Origin of the sequence: Larkinella arboricola, from assembly GCF_003259745.1 — a bacterium.
GTDB lineage: Bacteria > Bacteroidota > Bacteroidia > Cytophagales > Spirosomataceae > Larkinella > Larkinella arboricola.
Genome location: NZ_QLMC01000005.1, coordinates 522,781 through 542,635, shown reverse-complemented (window position 1 = coordinate 542,635; position 19,855 = coordinate 522,781). Strand labels below are relative to the sequence as shown.

Genomic DNA, 19,855 nt, shown 5'->3' with positions numbered 1-19,855 from the left:
TTTCCCTCTAAACCGCCAGCGCCCGGCGGTATTCGCCCGGTGTCTGGCCCGTTCGTTGCTTGAAAACTTTATTAAAGTGGGAAAGATTATTGAAACCGCTTTCGTAGCACACATCGCCAATGCTGCGGTCGCCGGTCAGGAGTTTGCGGGCCTGCGTAATCCGAAATTCGTTCACAAAGTCGGTAAATGTCATCTGGGTCATCTTTTTGAAATACCGGCAGAAAGCCGGAACCGTCATGCTGGCGAGTGAAGCCACCTGCTGAATCTCAATGGGTTGCGCGTAATGCGTTTCGACAAAACCGTAAATCCGATTGATGCGCTCCTGCTCACGGCCGTTGAGGTCCAGACTGACGCTGTCGGCATTCAGCACCTGGTATTCGGATGACACCGCCAGTTGCTGGAAAATCGTCAGCAGGGTCATCATACGCTCAAACGGCGGCAACTCCACCAGCGAAGCCACCTGCTGCCCTACCCGTCGTTTGGTTTCTCCGGAAAAGGAAATACCCCGGTGCGCCCGCTCGAACAACCGCCGGATGGCCGTCAGTTCCGGCCGCTGCATAAAGTCTTTGCCCAGAAAATCTTCGCGCAACTGCACCACAATTTCTTCAAAGTCGCCCACAATACCGTGGCTAAAGTTCAGGTGAGGCAGGTTTGGGCCCAGAAAAACCAGCTCACCGTCTTCATAAGTAGAAATGTGGTGTCCGATATGCCGTTTTCCGCTACCGCGTGGAATGTAAACAATTTCATACTCAGGGTGGTAATGCCAATAGACCCAGCAGCTATCCGGTTCTGTATGGTGAATCAGCCGGAAAGAACTGCCAAATTCCGGTTCGATTTTCTCGAACTGTGGTTTCGCAACAGATGCACTATTAACATTTCGTAGCCCCTTCATAAGATAGATATATCAATACAGCACCAAAATAAGGTAATTAAACCCAATATCAACTCAAAAAACCGCCTTACTTTTGCCATACCTTTACGAAACAGTCATGAATGTAACCATCGACGAGAAACCGTCTGCCGCACCAACGCTATTGAGTAGCTTACAAACGTTCTTTACGCACCCCCACGCCCGGGCCGTTGGCCTGGTTTTTACCACCGAAAGCCTGTTATTGGGCGGCTGGGTTGCGCACATTCCCCATGTGAAACAGAAACTGCACCTGACCGATGCCGGGTTGGGTATGGTGCTTTTTGCCATGCCGGTCGGCCTGCTGCTCATGAATCCGTTCACGGGCTGGATTATTGCCCGGCTGGGTGCCGCCCGCACGTGTTTCGTGAGCGCGCTGGCCCTCTGTCTAAGCACACTGCTTCCAATTAATGCGCCCAATATCGCGCTGATGGCCGTTGGGTTGTTTTTTGTGGGCCTGAGCGCGGCTTTGCTCAATGTGGCCATGAACACCAGCGCGGCCGATGTCGAACGCGAACACAACATCCTGATTATGTCGTCGTGCCACGGCATGTGGAGTCTGGGCGGGATGCTCGGGTCGCTGCTGGCCGGGATTTGCATCGCTCTGCACGTGTCGCCCTCGCTGCACATGCTGGGCATGACGCTGGCGCTGCTTCTGCTCACCTTTGCGCTCCGGCCCATTCTGAAAACGATTCCGGCGCAACCGCCCACCGAATCGTCGGCGGCTTTTGTGCGCCCCAACATGATGCTGTTGCTGATGATTATCATTGGCCTGGGGGTGGCAATGGGCGAAGGAGCCGCCCTGGACTGGAGTGCCGTTTACCTCCACGAAGCCACGGGAGCCTCCAGCCAGATAGCCGCGCTGGGCTTCGGCTGTTTTTCGCTAGTGATGACCCTCGGCCGTTTCATTGGCGACGCCCTTATACCGCGCATCGGCGTCAAGCGGATTCTGGGGATGGGCAGTCTGGTGGCCGCTGCGGGTTTGCTGCTGGCCATTTCCGTTCCGGTTCCGGCAGTTGCCCTGACGGGTTTTGCCCTGCTGGGGGCGGGTTGTTCGCTGGGGGCACCGATTCTTTACAAGGCTTCCATGCACGTAGCCGGTATTCCGGCGGCAACGGGTCTGGCCACCTTCGCAACGTTCAGTTTCATTGGTTTTCTGGCGGGTCCTCCGGTCATCGGTTTTGTGGCTGAAGCGTATGGGCTGGCCTACGGTTTTGGACTGGTAGCCGGTATTCTGCTACTCTCCGCTGTATTAACCCGAAAACTGACGCTATGATCGCCCACCTTGCCATCTGGACGCGTGATCTGGAGCGAATGCGGGCTTTTTACGAAACGTATTTCGGCGCAACCGCTTCGCCCCTGTATCACAACCCAGTAAAGCAGTTTCGTTCCTATTTTCTTTCATTTGGAACAGGCTGTCAACTGGAGCTAATGCACCGGCCCGATATTCCCGACGATGCGGCTGATGCCCTGAAGCAACGAACGGGATTGATCCATTTTGCCCTGTCGGTTGGAAGTCCGGAGCGCGTGGACGAACTCACCAGCCGATTGAAAACGGACGGCTTTACGTGGGTAGATGGACCACGAACAACTGGTGATGGTTATTATGAAAGTGTGGTGCTCGACCCGGAAAACAACCGGATTGAGATCACGGTATGATTGAATTTATAAACACGATGAAAGCTGCTATTTTTGATATGGATGGGGTCATTGTTGACACCAATCCGCACCACCGCCTGGCCTGGCGCCGTTATTTTGAACGCTACGGAAAAGCGCTGACCGACGAGGATTTTGTCCGCTACGTTTCAGGCAAACACAACGACGACATTCTGCGCCACCTGTTTGCCGACCGGTCTCTTTCGCCGGACGAAGCCCGGCAGTTAGCGGCCGAAAAAGAAACCCTGTTCCGGGACTTATACCGTCCGGACATGACACCCGTTGCCGGTTTGCCCGAATTTCTGCAAAAACTGCGGAAAGCCGGTATCCGCACGGCCGTCGGAACATCGGCGCCGGTGGAGAACCTCGATTTTGTGATGGATGCCCTGAATCTGCGTCCGTATTTTGACGTGCTGCTCGACGAAAGCAAGGTTTCCCGTCCCAAACCCGATCCGGAAATTTACCAGCAGGCCATGCGGTTTTTAGGCGTTGAGCCGCAGGAAAGCGTCATTTTTGAAGATTCTACCACCGGCATCCGGGCGGCCAGCAGCGCAGGGGCCTATGTGGTCGGGCTGGCGACAACCGAAACGCCGGAAAAACTCATCGAGGCCGGCGCCAATGAAGTGATTCAGGATTTTACGGCGCTAAATCCGAGCCGGTTTCAGGACCTGCTAACCCGCTCAATACCGGCTGATCGGTTGGCAAAACCGTAACAGCATCGCCCTGGCGAATGGTGCCGCCCTGTAAAACCCGCGCCGTCAGCCCGCCGTGGCCGCGCATGGCGTTATAGCCGCCCGGACCCAGGTTGGTTTCCATGCGGGAACACGGATGGCAGTAGCCCGTAATTTCCAGGATAACCGAATCGCCAATCCGGATTTTATGGTCTTTCAACGCCAGCAGGTTCAGGCTGGAAACTACGATGTTTCTCCGCAGCAGGCCGGGGTCAATGGATTCGTGGCCGGTCAGGGCCGCCACCACGGGCAGGTGTTCGGCCTGAATCAAGGTCACGTGCCGGTTGCCATTTCGACCACCATAGTGATCGCCAACAAGGCCGCTTTTCTCCGAAACATCCACCTCCAGCACCGGCTGAAGGGGGGCTTTTCGGATTGGCCGGATGCCGATCCATTCTACCCGACCGGGGCGGGGAAAAACTTCCAGCAACTGTTTCAGAGACACTTCCACGGTTTTTGTGTTACTAGACAGACGGTCGTCTGTGCAATTTTAACCAGTCGCCGAAAGAAATTGTTATCCGACGGTTTTATACAATGGGTTTACCAAAAAATAGCAGACGGAGCTGCCCGGCCCCTGGCGGAGTTTTCTCTGGCCCACTCTGTGTAATAACCGTAAAATAAATTGTAATTTGCGGGCTGAATGCAACGGTTAGGAGCCATCTCAGAATTAACTAAATTTTTCTTGCATTAATCTATTTTCCTATTGACTATGAGCGAAGTAGCCACCCGATTTAAGCCCGGTGTCGTAACCGGCGAAGGCGTCAGCGAAATTTTCCGTCACGCCAACGAAAACGATTACGCCCTTCCGGCCGTGAATGTCGTCGGTACTAATTCCGTCAATGCCGTGCTGGAAACGGCCAAAGCCGTCAATTCGCCGGTTATCATTCAATTTTCGAATGGTGGTGGTATATTCTATGCGGGCAAGACCCTATCGAACGCCAATCAGCAGGCAGCCATTGCCGGTTCTATTTCCGGCGCCCTGCACGTTCATCACGTGGCCGAACTGTACGGTGTTCCCGTAATTCTGCACACCGACCACTGCGCCAAGAAACTGCTGCCCTGGATCGACGGGCTGCTGGAGGCCGGTGAAAAGCATTTCGACCAGACTGGCAAGCCGCTGTTCAGCTCCCATATGATCGATTTGTCGGAAGAACCGATTGAAGAGAACCTCGAAATCTGCGCGAAATACTTCGAGCGCATGGCCAAAATGGGCATGACGCTGGAGATCGAACTCGGGGTAACGGGTGGCGAAGAAGACGGCGTTGACAACTCGGACGTTGACGATTCAAAACTGTATACCCAACCGTCGGAAGTAGCGTTTGCCTACGAAGAACTATCGAAAATCTCCCCGAATTTCACCATTGCTGCGGCTTTTGGAAACGTACACGGGGTTTATAAACCGGGTAACGTGAAGCTGTCGCCGATTATTCTGAAAAACTCGCAGGATTACATTCAGGAGAAATTCAGCACGGGCCCGCTGCCAGTAAACTTCGTATTCCACGGTGGTTCAGGATCGAGCCGCGAGGAAATCCGGGAAGCCATCCGCTACGGAGCCATCAAAATGAACATTGATACGGATATTCAGTGGGCAACGTGGGACGGTGTGAAAAACTACTACGAAGCCAACAAAGACTATCTACAAGGCCAGCTTGGCAACCCGACCGGCACCGATTCACCAAACAAAAAATACTACGATCCGCGCGTTTGGCTGCGCAAAGCCGAAGAAAGCGTGGTACAACGGTTGAAAGTGGCATTCGAAGACCTGAACTGCATCAACCGGCTGGCGTAAGTAGTGATGAGTTAAGAGTTAAAAATGAAGAGTTAAGGGGTTACGGGTCGTGAGGCTCGTAACCTTTTTTATTTTATTCCGCCCGGATTTTACCGTTCCCTTATTCGTTACTACGGGCTTTTCTTTTGCAGCGATGGTATATATAGTAGCGCGAAGCCTGTCTGGTTATCGACCTCTTTTATACCCGCTTATTCTCCTATCCCGAGCCTGCACAGTGTAGATTTACTTACAACGTATTGAACAGAAAAACGAATCAATAAAAACAAACCAAGAATATGTCATTTATACTTAATCCCCGGTAGCCTTATAGGCATGAAAAGCCGTATTGTTGCAAATACCAATTCACTAAACGTGCTCATGAAAGCTTTATCTTTAGTAGCTGGCGGATTGAACGTTATGTTCTTCTCCCGCCGGTTTACGACCGAAAAAACGTGTCCTTACTGTGGCAGGAATGAAGCGGCCACCGAACGGATTCCCCGCTCAATACTTACCCGGACCCTTTTATGCTTTGTTCCGCACCGCTCCTATCTTTGTCAGGGATGCCGGAAAAAATTCATCAAAATTGGCGAAGGCTAATTCCCTTTTCACTATTTCATCGACTTACATGATCGTATTATTTACCCTTCGCTAAGGGCAGAAATAAACTAATAGAAGAATTAATAAAATTAGCTGATCTCCAATAACCTTGTCTGTTATTTGATACTGTCATTACCTTTAAAACCCATCTCGCACACATTAACTTCCGTAGAAGGGTACATCCTTCGGTTGACCGCCCGTCAATATAGCCGGAATTATCAACTTCAAAAACCGTCCGCACCCTGCTGAAAGAGGGCGATTTTCTTCCATTCCAGCATTTCAATAGCGGTCCTGCGTATCCGTTGTTATTCACTCACCGGCGCCGACCGCAGGGTGTCGCGAAACCGCTCAATCCGGCCCAGGTCAATCTGGTTCAGCCTCCACTTTTCCAGCGCATCCGGTTGCCCTTTCAGTTCGTTGACCAGCCGGGTAAGTACCACGTTGACCACTTCAAATTCTTTTTGCGTTGTTTCTATCGTTACTTTCATGGTTGGAGGAATTTAGTGTTGATCAGCGTTTAAAATTTCGCCATACTGTACCGAATATCTGCACTCGACTTTTTATTCTGGTATATTGGCAAAGAAGTTTATTATTCGGCACTTCCGGTAACCTATTCCGAACCATGAAAAAACGAACCTTTCTGAAACTTTCCTCTTCCCTACTGGCAACACCGGTACTTTCTACCTTCGAAAACTGGATGGACGACAAAAAACTCCTGAATTGGGCGGGCAACTACGCGTATAGTACCAACCGCCTGTATCCGGCCAAATCCCTGCAACAGACCCAGGATCTGGTTAAAAAATACGACAAACTGAAGGTATTGGGAACGCGGCACTGTTTCAACGGGATTGCCGACAGCACCCACCAGATGATTTCACTGGTGGATATGACGAAGGTTCACAGCCTGGACACACGGGCCAAAACCGTCACCGTAGACGCCAATATGAAATACGGCCATCTGGCTACCTATCTGGACAGCAAGGGCTTTGCGCTGCACAATCTGGCTTCCCTGCCCCACATCTCCATTGCCGGAGCCTGCGCCACAGCAACGCACGGTTCGGGCATCAAAAACGGGAACCTGTCGACGGCGGTGGCCGCGATGGAAATGGTGCTGGCCAATGGTGAGGTTCGGACCCTGTCGCGGAAAGACGGCGAAGATTTCCGGGCGGCCGTGGTACACCTGGGCGGTTTGGGCGTGGTCACCAAAATCACGCTGGATGTGCAGCCGACGTATCAAATGCGGCAGTTTGTGTACGTAAACCTGCCCATGAGCCAGCTCAAAGAGCATTTTGAAGCCATCGAATCGAGCGCCTACAGCGTGAGTCTGTTTACCGACTGGCAAAAAGGCCGCGTCAACGAAGTCTGGCTGAAAGAACTCATTGGTAAAGGTCAGCCCACAGCCGCCAAGACGGAATTTTACGGCGCCCAACTCGCTAAGAAGAACCTCCACCCCATTGCCGAGCTTTCGGCCGTGAACTGCACCGAGCAAATGGGCGTGCCCGGCCCCTGGTACGAACGGCTACCCCACTTCCGCATGGGATTTACGCCCAGCAGCGGCAAGGAACTGCAATCCGAGTTTTTTGTACCTTACCGCAACGCTGTCGAAGCGATTCTGGCCGTCGAGCGGCTTCGCGACCACATCAGCCCGCACCTCTTCATTTCCGAAATCCGCACCATCGAAGCCGACGATTTCTGGATGAGCCCGTGTTACAAACAGCGTTCCGTAGCGATTCACTTCACCTGGAAACCCGACTGGAACTCCGTCAGAAAAGTCCTGCCGATGATCGAGAAAGAACTCGCTCGCTTTGAGGCACGTCCGCACTGGGGTAAGCTGTTTTCCATCACCCCGGCCCAACTTCAGGAACGGTATCCGAAACTGCCCGACTTCCGTAAGATGCTGAACGAATACGACCCGAAAGGCAAATTCCGGAATGCGTTTCTGGACAAGAATATCTTTGGTCGCGTCTGAAAAGCACAAGCCTTGCCGCAGTTGGCGGTTATTTCATTAAATTGTTAAACGATACATTTCATTCATTACTTTTAATTCAATCCATGATAACACGAAACCTGGTTGCAGTTGGCCTACTGGCTACCTCTTTACTCAATTTCAATGACGGCTTTGCCCAGAAAGGCAAGAAAATCTACACCTTCCCGATTGGTATTCAATCGTATACCTACCGTCACAGCTTCCCGAAAGACATTGTGGCAACGCTGGACACCATCCAGTCGCTGGGCATCACCGAGATGGAAGGCGGCACCCCGAAAGGCATCACCACCGCCGAATTCAAGAAGTTGCTGAAAGAACGAAACATCAGCATTCCGGGTACCGGGGCAGGCTACGAACAACTGGTGAACGATCCGATGGGAGTTGTAAAAAACGCGAAAGAGCTGGGCGCAAAGTATGTAATGTGCGCCTGGATTCCGCACCAGAAAGGTAATTTTACGCTCGAAAATGCCAAAAAAGCCGTGGAAGACTTCAACCGCGCTGGCAAGATTTTGCAGGAAAACGGCCTGACCTTCTGCTACCACAACCACGGCTTTGAGTTCCAGCCGTACGAAGACGGAACGCTGTTCGATTACATAGTCAAAAACACAAATCCTAAATACGTTTCCTTCGAAATGGATATTCTGTGGGCCACGCACGGGGGCGCTGATCCGGTGAAACTGCTGAACAAATACGGCAGCCGCTGGAAACTGATGCACCTGAAAGACCTCAAAAAAGGCGTTAAGGGCGATTTAACCGGCGGAACTCCGCAGGAAAACGACGTCATTCTGGGAACAGGTCAGATTGATATGCCGATGGTTCTGAAAACCGCGAAGAAAGTGGGTATCAAGCATTACTTTATCGAAGATGAAAGCAATATCTGGGCTTATCAGGTACCCAAAAGCATCGCGTATCTGAAGAATCTGACGGAGTGAAACCGGTCGCAAACCGCCGGTGCCGAGGTGCTGTTTGGGAAAATCCGCCCGAACAGCACTTTTTTTACGCTTTCAGCCCAACCCATACCCGGCCAGCATCCGTTTTTCAAAGGGGTTGGTTTCCTGAAAACCGTACCACGGCGCAACGACGGCGGTTTTAGACTGGAACCGCCTACTTACTGGACCGCTGGTTCGCTGGCTCTACGGTTATATACGAACCATTGTAAGCCGCAAACAAACCGTACCCGCCCGCAATGTTGGAATACAGCACGGTTGGATTGGCAAAGTTCTGCTGCTGATTCACAAACTGTTCCCGCAGGGACGTGTGATACCGGTAATAATTCTCATCGGTTGTCAGCAACCCAGCCCGGATTCGCTGCGTTTGCGTACCCGTCGTCGGCCCCGTCAGCAGGGTGTGCTGGCCGGTCATAAGCCGCAGCGCTCCAGCCTGCCCGGTTTCCCGTTCGACAAAAAACGACGGCTCGCTGGTCCGACGGCTTACGGGCAGACCGGTTTCCCGTTCGACAATCTGCTGATCAATTTCGGCCCATCCCCGGTAATAATTCGAGCCGTTCCTGCCCGTGCCCGGTGAGGTCCAGTAAAGGGTGGTGGTATACGTGGTCAGGGCCGCATTGGCGCTGTTGCGTGTCACCGTCGAATCCACCGAAACCCGGTCAATCAGAACGGCCTGCGGTACCGTGGCCTCCGCCGTCACACTCCGGTTCCCGCTCATGCTCACCGTCAGGCGGTACGTCATTCCGGGCCGGATCGTAAACCGCCCCTGCGGAACGGCCCGGTAATACATCAGTTTATCGTCATACACGAGCTGAATGCTCCGGCTGCTGTCGCTGAGCAACACCACCGCATCTTTGACCACCAGCGATTCGGTAAACGACGAGACGATCTGCGGTTCAGACATCGCGATTTTGGCGGTCAAAACCGTATCCTGCGGAGAGATGAAACAGACCACATTCGGCTTGGTCACCCGGTCGATGGGTAAGGCATCCACCGACAATTCATCGACCGACCGGAGACAGGCCGTCAGCATCATTCCCAGAAAAAGCGTCAGTACGGTTCGCATCGGTCAGAAATAAACCAGGTAATTGACAGAAGGCACAAACGTAAACAGCGACACGCGCCGAAGCGACAACACTCCGGCCGGGTTGATAATCAGGTCGTAATAGAACGGATTCCGACGTCCGTACGCATTGACGGCTCCTACTTCCAGCCGGTGCCGAAACCGCCCCCGGCCCAGGTCGGCCTGTAGCGTTACATCCAGCCGGTGGCTGGCCTGCGCCCGGAAGTTGCTGAATGCCGTCTGGACCTGTACCAGGGGTGTTTCCGTTCCAAACAGTTGCTCGGAAGGGCTGATGGCCACATCCGGTTTTCCGAGTCCCCAATGCCCGAAACTGGGTACGCCGGATACGGGTACCGAAAACGGATTGCCGGAGCTGAACGTCCAGGCCGCCGACAGCCGCAAACGGGGGGTAAAGGTATACAAACCGGTCAGCGATACACTGTGCCGCCGGTCGTGCAACGGATAAAACGCCTTCCCGTTGTTGAGTTCAGGAAACCGCCAGCGCGTTACGGACCAGGTGTAATTGAGCGAGCCCGTCAGCCGACCGGAGTGCGATTGCAGGGTCGTTTCCAGACCGGAAGCCTGTCCGTGTCCCGAGGTAACATTGCGTTCCCAGCTTACTTCAGCGGCCCGAACGGCGCTCGTAATGCCAATGAAGTCGGCCTCCTCGCGGTAGCTGATCACGTGCCGCATCCATTTTCGGTAGGCTTCGACGGTGAGCTGCCAGCGCGGGTTGAAATCCCGTACCAGCCCCAGTACCACCTGCCGCGCCCGTTGCGGTTTAATGAGGTCGGTAGCCGGGACCCATAAGTCGGTAGGCAGCCCCAGCCCGGTGTTCGACAACAGGTGAACAAACTGACTCATGTCGGAAAAAGACGCCCGCAGTGCCTGTTTTTCCGTCAGTTTGACGGCTATAGCCAGCCGGGGTTCGGCCCGCAGGGACGTATGCCCCCCGCTGCGGTAATGGGTCAATCGTCCACCGGCACTGAGGGTGAGCCGGTTGCCGGATTGCCAGGTATCTTCGGCATAGGCCGATGTTTCGAGCGATGCGGTTTTTTCCAGCCCCGACTGGTTTTCCAGCGCCGACGAGGTTGTCATCTGGAAGCCATTGAGCCGGTAAGCCCGGTACGTGCTGATCAGGCCCACTTGCAGGTGATGCCGGGAAACCGGGAAGTAGTCGAAATCGGATTTGACGGTTACATCCGTCAGGCCGTCGAAATACCGCCAAAAATCGGTCACCAGTCCGGCCCGGGGTTCTGCGGTGCTGACGTACTGGCGGTGCGTTTCAAAGTCATACCGACTAAAAATCAGCGACGTGTTGCTGAACAGCTTTTCGGAAAACAAGTGATTCCAGCGCAGGTTGCCGGTCTGATTCTGCCAGGTAAGCTCGTTCAGCCACCGCTGGGTCTGGTTCAGGCTATCCCCTCCGCCAAAATGATTACGGCCAACATACCCGCTCAGATATAGCTTGTTCGACCGGTTCAGGTCAACGTTCAGCTTGGCATTCAGGTCATAAAAGCCCGCTTTCCAGGCAGTTCCGCTATAATCTTCTACCACCGACGCAATGAAGTTACCCAACACAGGGCTCAGGTTTGAGCGACGGGCGGCCACCAGAAAAGACGCCTTACCGCGCACCAGCGGCCCTTCCAGCAACAGCCGGGAAGTCAGAATACCCGTGCCCGCAGCACCTTTCAACTGCTGCCGGTTGCCCTCCCGCATCGCCATATCCACCACCGACGACAGCCGACCGCCGTACCGCGACGAAAAACCGCCTTTTTCCAGCTTCACGTTTTTTAAAGCATCGACATTAATGGCGGAAAAAAAACCAAACAGGTGATTGGCATTATAAACCGGGGCTTCGTCGAGCATCAGGAGGTTCTGGTCGGCCCCGCCCCCGCGCACGTGCAGTCCCACCTGCCCGGTCAGCCCCGGCTGAATTCCCGCGACAAACTGCAACGTTCGGAGTACGTCTTTTTCACCCAGCAAAGCGGGCGTACTGGCAATCTGCGCGGCTGGCAGCAGCAACCGCCCGGTTCTGGCCGAACCCAACGCCCGCTCGCCAGCCGCATCGGTCAGCACCACTTCATCCAGCAAGGTATTGGGCATTAAATCGATATCCAGCGAACCCGGCTTAACAAAGCTCATCCGGCGGTAAAACCGCTGGTATCCCACCATCGACACGGTCAGTTCGACCGTATCACGCGCCGGAATCCGCAGGACGTAGTAGCCATACGGGTTGGTGGTTGTGGCAGCCGTCCCGGCATAAACCGTTGCGCCGTTGATCTGCTCGCGGCTGTCTTTTTCGCGAACAAAGCCGCTGACGGTCACCGTCTGCCCTGCGGCCCGGCTAGCAGGTGCCGGACTGGCGATCGTTGGCCCGGACTCAATCAGGTAACAGTCATTTAACTGACGGAACGTCAATCCGGTGCCGGTCAGCAGGGTTGCCAGAATGGTTTCGGTTGGGGCTTTCCAATTCACTGATGCCGTAATCCGCACCCCTTTCAGCAGCCCTTCATCGTACAGAAAATAAGTCCCCCGCTTCTGATTCAGGGTTTGCAGCAAACGCTCCAGCGCTACCGGCGACTGGGCACGCGACAGCGTTCCGGTTAACCCCAGCGCCGTTAACCAGCCATACATCCAGATTCGGCACCATCCGCTGCTGCGTACAGGTATATTCATGCTCGGGTTCAGCGGGTTAAGACATACGCATCGGCTTCACGCCTGACGGTTAACCCATTATACTTGGCTACAATGTTGATGAGGTGATCGGGATTTTTCATGGGCAAAATACCGGTAAATCGTCGTCCCGCATCAGCACCCGGCGCCAACCTGATTTGTACGCCAAACTGCTCCTCGATCTGCCGAACCGCTTCGGGCAGGGTGGCCCCGTCAAACGACAGCTGGTTCCGCAGCCAGGCATTGTACCGTTCAGGTAGAGCGGTACGCTGGCTCAACTGGCCGGTTCGGGTGTCTCGTTCGGCCAGTTGCCCCGGCCGCAGCTCCAGGATTTTCCCATCCGCAGCCCCGCTGACCTGCACCTTCCCTTCGTGCAGCACCACGCGTTGCAGCCGGTCGCGGTGGGTCATGGTAAATTCCGTTCCCAGGACTTCAACCCGAAAGGCGTCAGCCGTCAATACCCGAAACGGCGCGTTCGTTGCCAAATGCCGAACCACAAAAAAACCCTCACCGTCAAGCGTTACCTCACGGTTTTCAGCCGCCGACCAGTTCCGCCGGAACGTCAGGCGCGAATGGCTGTTGAGCGTCACCTGTGAACCATCGGGCAATGGCACTACGCGCTGCTCACCGTAGGCTGTCTCGTAAGAAACCGGCTGATTCTGCCATAACCAGTAGCCACCCAGCCCGCACACCAGCAGCACACAGGCCGCCAGAAGCCACCGCCCCCGCCAGAAGCCTTTCCGCTTCGGTTGCCAGTCGACAGCCCGGGTTTTCTCCCGGTCGGCAATCAACCCTTTCAGTTCTTCGAGCGACTGCTCCAGCTCGGGCCTGTTGCCACTGAGTACATCAAAAAGCCGCTCAGCCTCCCGGAATTCCGCCAGATTAGGGGGAAGCCCGCGCTGCCATTCCGTCCAGAACGCGACGGCGGCCGAATTGCTCCTGGTGCGGTAGGCCACAAAACTGTCGTCCATCAAAAAATCGTCGGTCTTGTAATCCTCGAACTGCATGAATACCGTCAATACCCGAAAAGAGGACCGGGGTTAAGTGCTGATCAATAGTACCAGTAACCACTGGAATCTCACAAGCCGAATATGGCAAAAAGCAACCACCAAACATGAATCAGCGAAGTTTTTTCTTTCGAGCCGGGGGCCAGCGTCTGCCGGAGCAGTTTGAGCGCCGACGACAGGGTATTGTAAACCGTGTTGATGTGCATCCCCGTCGACTCGGCGATTTCCTCGTTGCGTTTGTTCCGGAAAAACCGCAGTTCAATCAACTGGCGCTGGCGGGGCGTCAGCCGGTCGAGTGCCAGCCGGAGCTGTTGCTGCCTATGCTCCTGCTCCTGTGCCTGCACAATCAGTTCTTCATAAGGCGGTTCGGCGGCTCCGTCCAGAGCGGCTCCGTCCAGAGTGGCTCCATCCAGAACGGTCAGTTCGGAAAACCGCGCATCGTGCCTGAAATCTTTCATGAGCTTGCGCCGAAGGGCGGTAATAAGGTACGAACGGAGATTGACGACCTCGGGCAACTGCTCTCCCCGCTCCCACCATTCGGCATACAACTGGTTAATCGCATCTTTCGTCACGGTGGCAGTAAAGCCAAAATACATTCCAAAATTCAGCAGATCGCTGTAAGTCAACCGATACAGCGCGCTCAGGCTGTGCGGGTCGCGCCGTTTCAGGCCCTGCCAGAGCGCATGCGGTATTTCCGGTACGGAGTAAGCCATACAGACTTGTCGGTTTGGTCTATCTAATGTCAGAGGGGGTAACGGATTGACTAACTAAAATGTTAGGGTCTGGCCTCCGGAAATCCGAAAACCGGTTTTTTCAAAAAAGAAGAAAATTTTTTGTGAGATCCTTCAACGACGCGATACTATGAGGCAACAGGCCCGGATTAGCCGGGGCTGGTCAGTAACAAACCTGTTTAATCAAACGAGTTCATGATGTCCATTCCATCCATTCTCCGACCGTTCAGCCGCCTGCGTATGGCTACGGTCGTCCTGCTCAGTGCATCACTGGTAACGTTGTCGGGTTGTAACAACGACGATGACGACGATCAACCGGCGCTTTCCAACATCACTGATGCCGTCGTCAACAATGCCGACTTTAGCCTGCTGGAAGCGGCTGTCGTCCGGGCCGGGCTGGCCGACGCCCTGCGAACGGGTACGCTGACGGTTTTTGCGCCGACCAATGCGGCTTTCCAGGCGGCCGGTTTTGCCAACGAAGCCGCCATCAATGCGGCACCCGTTGAAACCCTGCAAGCCGTTCTGCAATACCATGTGGTGGGTCAGCGCATCGGAGCGGCCGACATCCCGACGGCGGCCAATACCGCCGTACCGACGCTCAGCAACGGCACGCTTTACGTCACCAAAGACGCTACCGGTGTTTCGGTCAACGGCGCACGCGTTACGCAGGCCGACCTGGGAGCTTCAAACGGTGTCATTCACGTGATTGATCGAGTGCTGATGCCTGCGACGCAAAACATCGTTCAGATTGCCCAGGCCAATCCGGAGCTGAGTCTGCTGGTAGCCGCCGTTACCCGGGGTGGAGCCCCTGTTCTGGATGCCCTGTCGGCTGCGGGTCCGCTGACGGTGCTGGCCCCGACCAATGCCGCGTTTCAGGCAGCCGGTTTTGCGGATGCCGCTGCAATCAATGCCGCGCCTGTTCAGACGCTGACAAACATTCTGACGTATCACGTGATTGCAAGCCGGGCCTTTTCTACTAACCTAACTGATGACGCCACGGTGACCACGGCGCAGGGGGGTACGCTCCGTGCGGACGTCTCCAATACCGGCGTCGGCTTCCTGGGCAATGGCAACAACAACCAGACCGCCAAGGTAACACGGGCCAACATCCTGGCAACCAACGGTGTTGTACACGTGATTGACCGGGTGCTGCTGCCCTGATTTACGCAGTAGAAGCCGTTCTACAAACGTTCGCAGGATTGCGAACCCTATCGAAAAGCTCCGCCAATTTTGGACGGAGTTTTTTTATGTCAGGCGGTTCTTCCAAAAAACGGTTTCAGGGCTGGTCAGCGATGCCTGGTTACGCCCACCTGTTCGCAGTATTCCAGGACGGGGCAGGTGGAGCACTTCGGCAGCGTTCCGGTACAGATGTGCTTTCCGAACGGCATCAGCAGCCGGTTGATGTCAATCCATTGCGCTACGGGCACCTGCTTTTCCAATACCTTCAGGGTCTGCTCGGGCTGACCGGTCCGGACATATCCCCAGCGGTTGGTGACGCGGTGCACGTGAATATCGACGCTAATGGCGGCCTGCCCGGTGGCTACGCCCAGCGTCAAATTGGCACACTTGGGGCCAACGCCTTTAAACGAAGTCAGCGTTTCGAAATCGGCGGGAATCTGGCCGTTAAATTCTTCCACGGCCCGTTTGGCAATCCCCAGCATTGTGTAGGCTTTTTGGTCCGGATACTGCGTTCCGTAGAGCAGTTCGGCCAGAGCCGCCGGGTCGAGTTTCAGGAGTTGCTGGGGCGTTCGGGCGACTTCAAAAAGCCGCAGGGACACCGGAATGGTGGTTTCGTCGAGCGTCCGGATGGAAATGATGCAGGAAATCAGTTGTTCAAAAACCGTGTTGTACCCCCGCTCGAACAAGTCGAACATGGCGGCTTTTGGATAGGGACGGATGGCTTCCTCCACCCGACTCAGGACCAGCGTTAAATCAAAATTGGGCTTCACGCAATCTTAAACCCAAAAAAGGCCGCGAAGTTTATGGTTTCCCCAAAGAGTTCACGGAGATTTACGTTCGTAACGGTATTGAAACCATCTATCGGCTTACTCTCTTCAAACGTTCTGTAAACCATCATGCGAACCATCGTTCTATTACTTTTTTCGAATCTGTTTATGACCACGGCCTGGTACTGGCACCTGCGCTACAAAGGTGAATCCTTATGGAAAGTGATTCTGATTAGCTGGCTGATTGCCTTTATTGAATATTGCCTGGCCGTACCCGCCAACCGCATTGGTTCGTATCAATTCACTGCTTTTCAACTCAAAACCATTCAGGAAGTGGTCAGTCTGCTGGTGTTTGTGGCCTTCGCAGTTTTTTATCTGAAAGAAGAAATTAAGTGGAATTACATTGTTGGCTTTTTGTTCATTGTCCTGGCGGTCTTTTTTGTCTTTAAAAAATGGTAGGTTGCGGCCCGAAAACCGGGTTAGTAGACTTTATCCGTTTACGACTTATAGAGCCGTTATTGCATCCGTATTTTTAATCAAACTATGATGACAAGCAGAAGGAATTTTCTGAAAACATCGGGGAGTCTGGCCGCCGGGGCGCTTTTATTCCCATCTCTTTCCGAAGCCGCTAAAGTAAAAAACGTTGGTATTCAACTCTATACGGTCCGCAAGGAAATGCTGGCCGACGCCGTCGGAACGCTGAAACAACTGGCCAAGATCGGTTACAAGGAGCTGGAATCGGCTCGCAGCGACAAAGGGAATTATTACGGTCTGAAACCGAAAGAAATCAGGAAAATTGCCAGTGACCTGGGCATGACCGTTCGCAGCGGGCACGTGCACATCGACAAAGACTGGAAACGGTCGGTGGATATGGCCGCCGAAGCCGGGCAGAGTTACCTCGTATGTTCATCCCTGCCATCGGAGGGCCAAACCATTTCCAATTACGAGCGCTGCGCCGACCTGTTTTCCAAAGCCGCTGAAGACTGCCAGAAAACCAATCTGGTATTTGGTTACCACAACCACGATTATGAATTTGAAAAGAAAAACGGCAAGGTGCTGTACGACATTCTGATCGAGAAAAGCGACCCAAAGCTGGTAAAAATGGAGATGGACCTGGGTTGGGCCATCCTGACGGGCAACGATCCGCTGAAGTATTTTGCCAAGTACCCGGGCCGTTTCCCGCTCTGGCACCTGAAAGACATGGATGCCAAGAAAAAGGAAAGCACCGAATTCGGCAAAGGCCAGATCGACATTGTGAAGATGCTCAAAAACATGGACAAAGCCGGTATGAAACACTTCTTTGTGGAGCAGGAAGAATACCCGAAAACCGCCATGGAAAGCGCCAAATACGATTTTGATTACCTGGCGAAGCTAACTTACTAATACCGTCATTATTCTTTAAAATCGGAGGGGCCAGCTAACTAGCTGGCCCCTCCGATTTTATTGTTTCACAATTTTCTTCCTGACGACCTGATCACCGATCCTGACCTCGATCAGATACAAGCCGCTTGCCATGGTTCGCAGGTCCAGGTTTCGTTCAAAACCGTCTTCGGTCTTCTGGAACTGCTGCCTGAGAACTTCCACCCCGGTCAGATTCCGTACCGACAGCGTCAGCACCCCGCGCGACGTGTTCCGGAAGGCCAGCTTAGCCAGCCCATCGCTGGGGTTGGGCGTAATGGTGATCGCTTGGTCCGGTAGTGTCGTAGGCACTTCGGTAATGGAACCAGCTCCAACAAAAATCCGGGCCGTAGCCGTTGCATTACACAGATCCAGCCCCGACCCGGTTACGGTATACGAGGTAGTTTGGGTAGGCCGGGCAATAACTTGCGCTCCTAATGTACTGCTCAGATTCTGGCCCGACCAGTTAAAGATACCCGCCCCCCGTGCGTTGAGCGTGACGGCTTCACCGGGCGATACAAACTGCGCCGAAGCCGTGATCTGTATCGATGGTTTCATTCCGACACGGGCCGTAATGTGGTGGGCAACGTTTAGCCCCAGACTGTCGGAATAACGAGCCCAATCGCCCTGTGCATTCTGGAACCAGGCGGAAGCCTGGGTTGACTCGCCGTTTCGGGTTGTCATTAGCGCAATCGTATCCCCGGCTGCCTGGGTGATGGAAATTCCAATATGGAACGGTAACCCACTCAGGGGCACGTTCCGGTCGAAAACCACCGTAGTAGACCGCTGATTGGCAACATCGTCCAGAATGGTCCGTAAAGGCACGTCTTTGGATTCCAGCAACGCCCCCGGACCATTTTGGATGCCCCGGGCATTCCAGACATTAATGGTAACGACGGATTCGGTTGAGGCTCCCCTGGCCGCTTTTGCGACTCCAAACCGGAGAACCGCTGCATGCATATTATTGTAGGCCAATGAATTTGAAAAAAGCTCGGAAACCGCCTGCGTTTTACGACTGTTCTGCCCGGCTACATAACCGGTTCCGTTTGGCTGTCGCAGTACGGTCGGCGTTCCGTTGAAGTTTGTCTGGTCGGCGCATAATCCAACACTTAAAACTTCAATGTAAGCTTCCCGAACGAGCGGTGCAGAACTACCGGAGCTATTGGCCGCTACGAGCGTCACCTTAAATTTACCCGGTGTATTATACGTTACGGTTGGGTTCTGTTCTGCCGATGCCGACGGGGTTCCCCCCTCAAATGTCCACTGCCAGCTTGTCGGAAGATTGGTTGATAAATCGACAAAACGGACTTGCCCGCCCAGCAGAACCTGGCGTTGCTCAGACCGGAAGTTGGGAATGGGCGGACCGGCGACGTTGGTTCCGCAGAGCGAAGAATTGATCAGGTTTGCCCGGCGCGGACTAATTTCCATGACGGCCCTTATCCGGGCTTTTTGCCCCATCGTAAAGATATTAAAGCAGGCATCGTCCGAGTAATCCATGTAATTTTCCACCATATTAGTGGTTCCACAACTAGTCCGCCCTTTCTGGCAGCCCCGGCTTTCCGATGCCTGCGTTGGGGTGTCATCCACGTAGTCATTACCACAATTGGCATCGCCCCAGATATGCCGAAGGCCCAGCCAGTGGCCGGTTTCGTGGGTTAGGGTTCGGCCCAGATTGTAAGGCGCCTGCAATACCGGAAAGTTGCCTTTTTCGGCATTGCCAAATGAATTGTAACGGATTACCACCCCGTCGGTGCTGGCCGGACCATTGTTGGGGTTCATACCGGCCAGATTCGATTGATTGGGAAATTGGGCGTAACCGACCAGCCGGTTGTCCGTAGCGGCAAAGTCGAGCACCCAGATGTTGTAATACCGTTCAGGGTCCCAGTATGTATTGGGTTTCAGCAGGTTTTCGATGTCATTCTGCGCCCAGGTGCCTTTGCCAAAACCAGTTTGCCCATTGATCCGGTCAATACCGCGCTGCGGCAGAGTTACACCCTGCGGATTGACCGTTGCCAGACAGAATTCGATTTCGATATCTGCCCCGACGGGGTTTTCGTTGTAGCCCCGGGTGCCGACTTTCCGGCGAAAGTCTTCGTTGAGCGTTTCAATCTGCGACTGAATCTGAGCCTGGCTGATGTTGCGGCCGGTGCCAACGGCTTCGCCCGCATGGACTACGTGCACCACCACCGGAATGGTAAGAACGGCGGCTTTCAGGCGCCCGGTTCGCTCCAGTTGCTTGATGGTTTCGATGCGTTTCTGCAACGTTTTTTCAAACTCATCCAGCGTACCGAGCTGCGGGTATTTGGTCCGTAGTACGCTATCATTGTACATGGTAATGCACTTGTCGTTGTTGGGTAACTGGGCCAGCAGCGTATTGTATATACCCAGAAACAAGATAAGGGAAAGGAGTAATCGTCGAGACATAGGCAGCCGTGTGCAAT

General features: G+C 54.1%; 18 protein-coding genes. 9 read left to right on the top strand and 9 right to left on the bottom strand.

Annotated features, from left to right (window positions below):
• Positions 1–7: 7 nt before the first annotated feature.
• Positions 8–892: an AraC family transcriptional regulator gene (locus LX87_RS21480; protein ID WP_111630315.1), complete on the bottom strand. Its 885-nt coding sequence runs from the start codon at positions 890–892 to the stop codon at positions 8–10.
• Between the two features lie 97 nt (positions 893–989).
• Here LX87_RS21480 and LX87_RS21475 point away from each other — a divergent pair, with 97 nt between their 5' ends.
• From LX87_RS21475 to LX87_RS21465, 3 genes are read left to right on the top strand one after another with little or no spacing between them, the layout of a single operon-like run.
• The gene (locus LX87_RS21475; protein ID WP_111630314.1) at positions 990–2,183 is read left to right on the top strand and encodes an MFS transporter; all 1,194 of its coding nucleotides are present in this window, start codon (positions 990–992) and stop codon (positions 2,181–2,183) included.
• Positions 2,180–2,566, top strand: a complete 387-nt coding sequence (locus tag LX87_RS21470; protein WP_111630313.1) for a VOC family protein — start codon at positions 2,180–2,182, stop codon at positions 2,564–2,566. The genes LX87_RS21475 and LX87_RS21470 overlap by 4 nt, the downstream gene beginning before the upstream one ends.
• A gap of 17 nt (positions 2,567–2,583) precedes the next feature.
• Positions 2,584–3,276 (top strand): HAD family hydrolase, encoded by a 693-nt coding sequence (locus LX87_RS21465; protein WP_111630509.1) that lies wholly within the window; start codon positions 2,584–2,586, stop codon positions 3,274–3,276.
• On the opposite strand, the gene LX87_RS21460 is transcribed toward LX87_RS21465, so the two are convergent.
• Entirely contained in the window at positions 3,200–3,739 is a 540-nt protein-coding gene (locus LX87_RS21460) for an MOSC domain-containing protein (protein ID WP_211325353.1), read from the bottom strand. The genes LX87_RS21465 and LX87_RS21460 overlap by 77 nt on opposite strands.
• A 264-nt stretch (positions 3,740–4,003) precedes the next feature.
• Here LX87_RS21460 and fbaA point away from each other — a divergent pair, with 264 nt between their 5' ends.
• A complete protein-coding gene (gene fbaA / locus LX87_RS21455) occupies positions 4,004–5,083 on the top strand; it encodes a class II fructose-bisphosphate aldolase (protein ID WP_111630312.1) in 1,080 nt (359 codons plus the stop codon).
• A gap of 881 nt (positions 5,084–5,964) precedes the next feature.
• On the opposite strand, the gene LX87_RS21450 is transcribed toward fbaA, so the two are convergent.
• Positions 5,965–6,147 (bottom strand): hypothetical protein, encoded by a 183-nt coding sequence (locus tag LX87_RS21450; protein ID WP_111630311.1) that lies wholly within the window; start codon positions 6,145–6,147, stop codon positions 5,965–5,967.
• A gap of 134 nt (positions 6,148–6,281) precedes the next feature.
• On the opposite strand from LX87_RS21450, the gene LX87_RS21445 reads away from it, so the two are divergent.
• The gene (locus LX87_RS21445; RefSeq protein WP_111630310.1) at positions 6,282–7,628 is read left to right on the top strand and encodes a D-arabinono-1,4-lactone oxidase; all 1,347 of its coding nucleotides are present in this window, start codon (positions 6,282–6,284) and stop codon (positions 7,626–7,628) included.
• Positions 7,629–7,711: 83 nt separating this feature from the next.
• Complete coding sequence (locus tag LX87_RS21440) at positions 7,712–8,578, top strand: sugar phosphate isomerase/epimerase family protein (protein WP_111630309.1); 867 nt, start codon at positions 7,712–7,714, stop codon at positions 8,576–8,578.
• 172 nt (positions 8,579–8,750) lie between these two features.
• Here the strand turns inward: LX87_RS21440 and LX87_RS21435 are convergent, their stop codons facing one another.
• From LX87_RS21435 to LX87_RS21420, 4 genes are all read right to left on the bottom strand, one after another.
• Entirely contained in the window at positions 8,751–9,659 is a 909-nt protein-coding gene (locus LX87_RS21435) for a DUF4249 family protein (RefSeq protein ID WP_111630308.1), read from the bottom strand.
• Positions 9,660–9,662: 3 nt separating this feature from the next.
• Entirely contained in the window at positions 9,663–12,335 is a 2,673-nt protein-coding gene (locus LX87_RS21430) for a TonB-dependent receptor (RefSeq protein ID WP_111630307.1), read from the bottom strand.
• A gap of 8 nt (positions 12,336–12,343) precedes the next feature.
• Entirely contained in the window at positions 12,344–13,339 is a 996-nt protein-coding gene (locus tag LX87_RS21425; RefSeq protein ID WP_111630306.1) for a FecR family protein, read from the bottom strand.
• Positions 13,340–13,410: 71 nt separating this feature from the next.
• Positions 13,411–14,052, bottom strand: coding sequence for an RNA polymerase sigma factor (locus LX87_RS21420; protein WP_111630305.1), 642 nt, complete (start codon positions 14,050–14,052; stop codon positions 13,411–13,413).
• Positions 14,053–14,265: 213 nt separating this feature from the next.
• Between LX87_RS21420 and LX87_RS21415 the strand changes: the two genes are divergently transcribed.
• Positions 14,266–15,231, top strand: a complete 966-nt coding sequence (locus LX87_RS21415; RefSeq protein ID WP_229310760.1) for a fasciclin domain-containing protein — start codon at positions 14,266–14,268, stop codon at positions 15,229–15,231.
• A 125-nt stretch (positions 15,232–15,356) separates the two neighbouring features.
• Here LX87_RS21415 and LX87_RS21410 read toward each other — a convergent pair whose 3' ends face one another.
• Positions 15,357–16,019, bottom strand: a complete 663-nt coding sequence (locus tag LX87_RS21410; protein ID WP_111630303.1) for an endonuclease III domain-containing protein — start codon at positions 16,017–16,019, stop codon at positions 15,357–15,359.
• Between the two features lie 126 nt (positions 16,020–16,145).
• Here LX87_RS21410 and LX87_RS21405 point away from each other — a divergent pair, with 126 nt between their 5' ends.
• Both LX87_RS21405 and LX87_RS21400 read left to right on the top strand, forming a co-directional pair.
• Positions 16,146–16,475: a DMT family protein gene (locus LX87_RS21405; protein WP_111630302.1), complete on the top strand. Its 330-nt coding sequence runs from the start codon at positions 16,146–16,148 to the stop codon at positions 16,473–16,475.
• Between the two features lie 84 nt (positions 16,476–16,559).
• On the top strand, positions 16,560–17,399 hold the full coding sequence (locus LX87_RS21400; protein ID WP_211325352.1) for a TIM barrel protein: 840 nt from the start codon (positions 16,560–16,562) through the stop codon (positions 17,397–17,399).
• Between the two features lie 57 nt (positions 17,400–17,456).
• Here the strand turns inward: LX87_RS21400 and LX87_RS21395 are convergent, their stop codons facing one another.
• Positions 17,457–19,838 carry a M43 family zinc metalloprotease gene (locus LX87_RS21395; RefSeq protein ID WP_111630301.1) on the bottom strand — a complete coding sequence of 794 codons (2,382 nt, stop codon included), beginning with the start codon at positions 19,836–19,838 and terminating at the stop codon, positions 17,457–17,459.
• Between the last annotated feature and the right edge of the window lie 17 nt (positions 19,839–19,855).

Coding starts and splice junctions, on each gene's coding strand:
- LX87_RS21420 (WP_111630305.1), bottom strand. CDS start 14,052: ATGGCTTACTCCGTACCGGAAATACCGCATGCGCTCTGGCAGGGCCTG.
- LX87_RS21440 (WP_111630309.1), top strand. CDS start 7,712: ATGATAACACGAAACCTGGTTGCAGTTGGCCTACTGGCTACCTCTTTA.
- fbaA (WP_111630312.1), top strand. CDS start 4,004: ATGAGCGAAGTAGCCACCCGATTTAAGCCCGGTGTCGTAACCGGCGAA.
- LX87_RS21405 (WP_111630302.1), top strand. CDS start 16,146: ATGCGAACCATCGTTCTATTACTTTTTTCGAATCTGTTTATGACCACG.
- LX87_RS21430 (WP_111630307.1), bottom strand. CDS start 12,335: ATGAATATACCTGTACGCAGCAGCGGATGGTGCCGAATCTGGATGTAT.
- LX87_RS21400 (WP_211325352.1), top strand. CDS start 16,560: ATGATGACAAGCAGAAGGAATTTTCTGAAAACATCGGGGAGTCTGGCC.
- LX87_RS21425 (WP_111630306.1), bottom strand. CDS start 13,339: ATGCAGTTCGAGGATTACAAGACCGACGATTTTTTGATGGACGACAGT.
- LX87_RS21475 (WP_111630314.1), top strand. CDS start 990: ATGAATGTAACCATCGACGAGAAACCGTCTGCCGCACCAACGCTATTG.
- LX87_RS21415 (WP_229310760.1), top strand. CDS start 14,266: ATGATGTCCATTCCATCCATTCTCCGACCGTTCAGCCGCCTGCGTATG.
- LX87_RS21395 (WP_111630301.1), bottom strand. CDS start 19,838: ATGTCTCGACGATTACTCCTTTCCCTTATCTTGTTTCTGGGTATATAC.
- LX87_RS21465 (WP_111630509.1), top strand. CDS start 2,584: ATGAAAGCTGCTATTTTTGATATGGATGGGGTCATTGTTGACACCAAT.
- LX87_RS21450 (WP_111630311.1), bottom strand. CDS start 6,147: ATGAAAGTAACGATAGAAACAACGCAAAAAGAATTTGAAGTGGTCAAC.
- LX87_RS21480 (WP_111630315.1), bottom strand. CDS start 892: ATGAAGGGGCTACGAAATGTTAATAGTGCATCTGTTGCGAAACCACAG.
- LX87_RS21435 (WP_111630308.1), bottom strand. CDS start 9,659: ATGCGAACCGTACTGACGCTTTTTCTGGGAATGATGCTGACGGCCTGT.
- LX87_RS21445 (WP_111630310.1), top strand. CDS start 6,282: ATGAAAAAACGAACCTTTCTGAAACTTTCCTCTTCCCTACTGGCAACA.
- LX87_RS21470 (WP_111630313.1), top strand. CDS start 2,180: ATGATCGCCCACCTTGCCATCTGGACGCGTGATCTGGAGCGAATGCGG.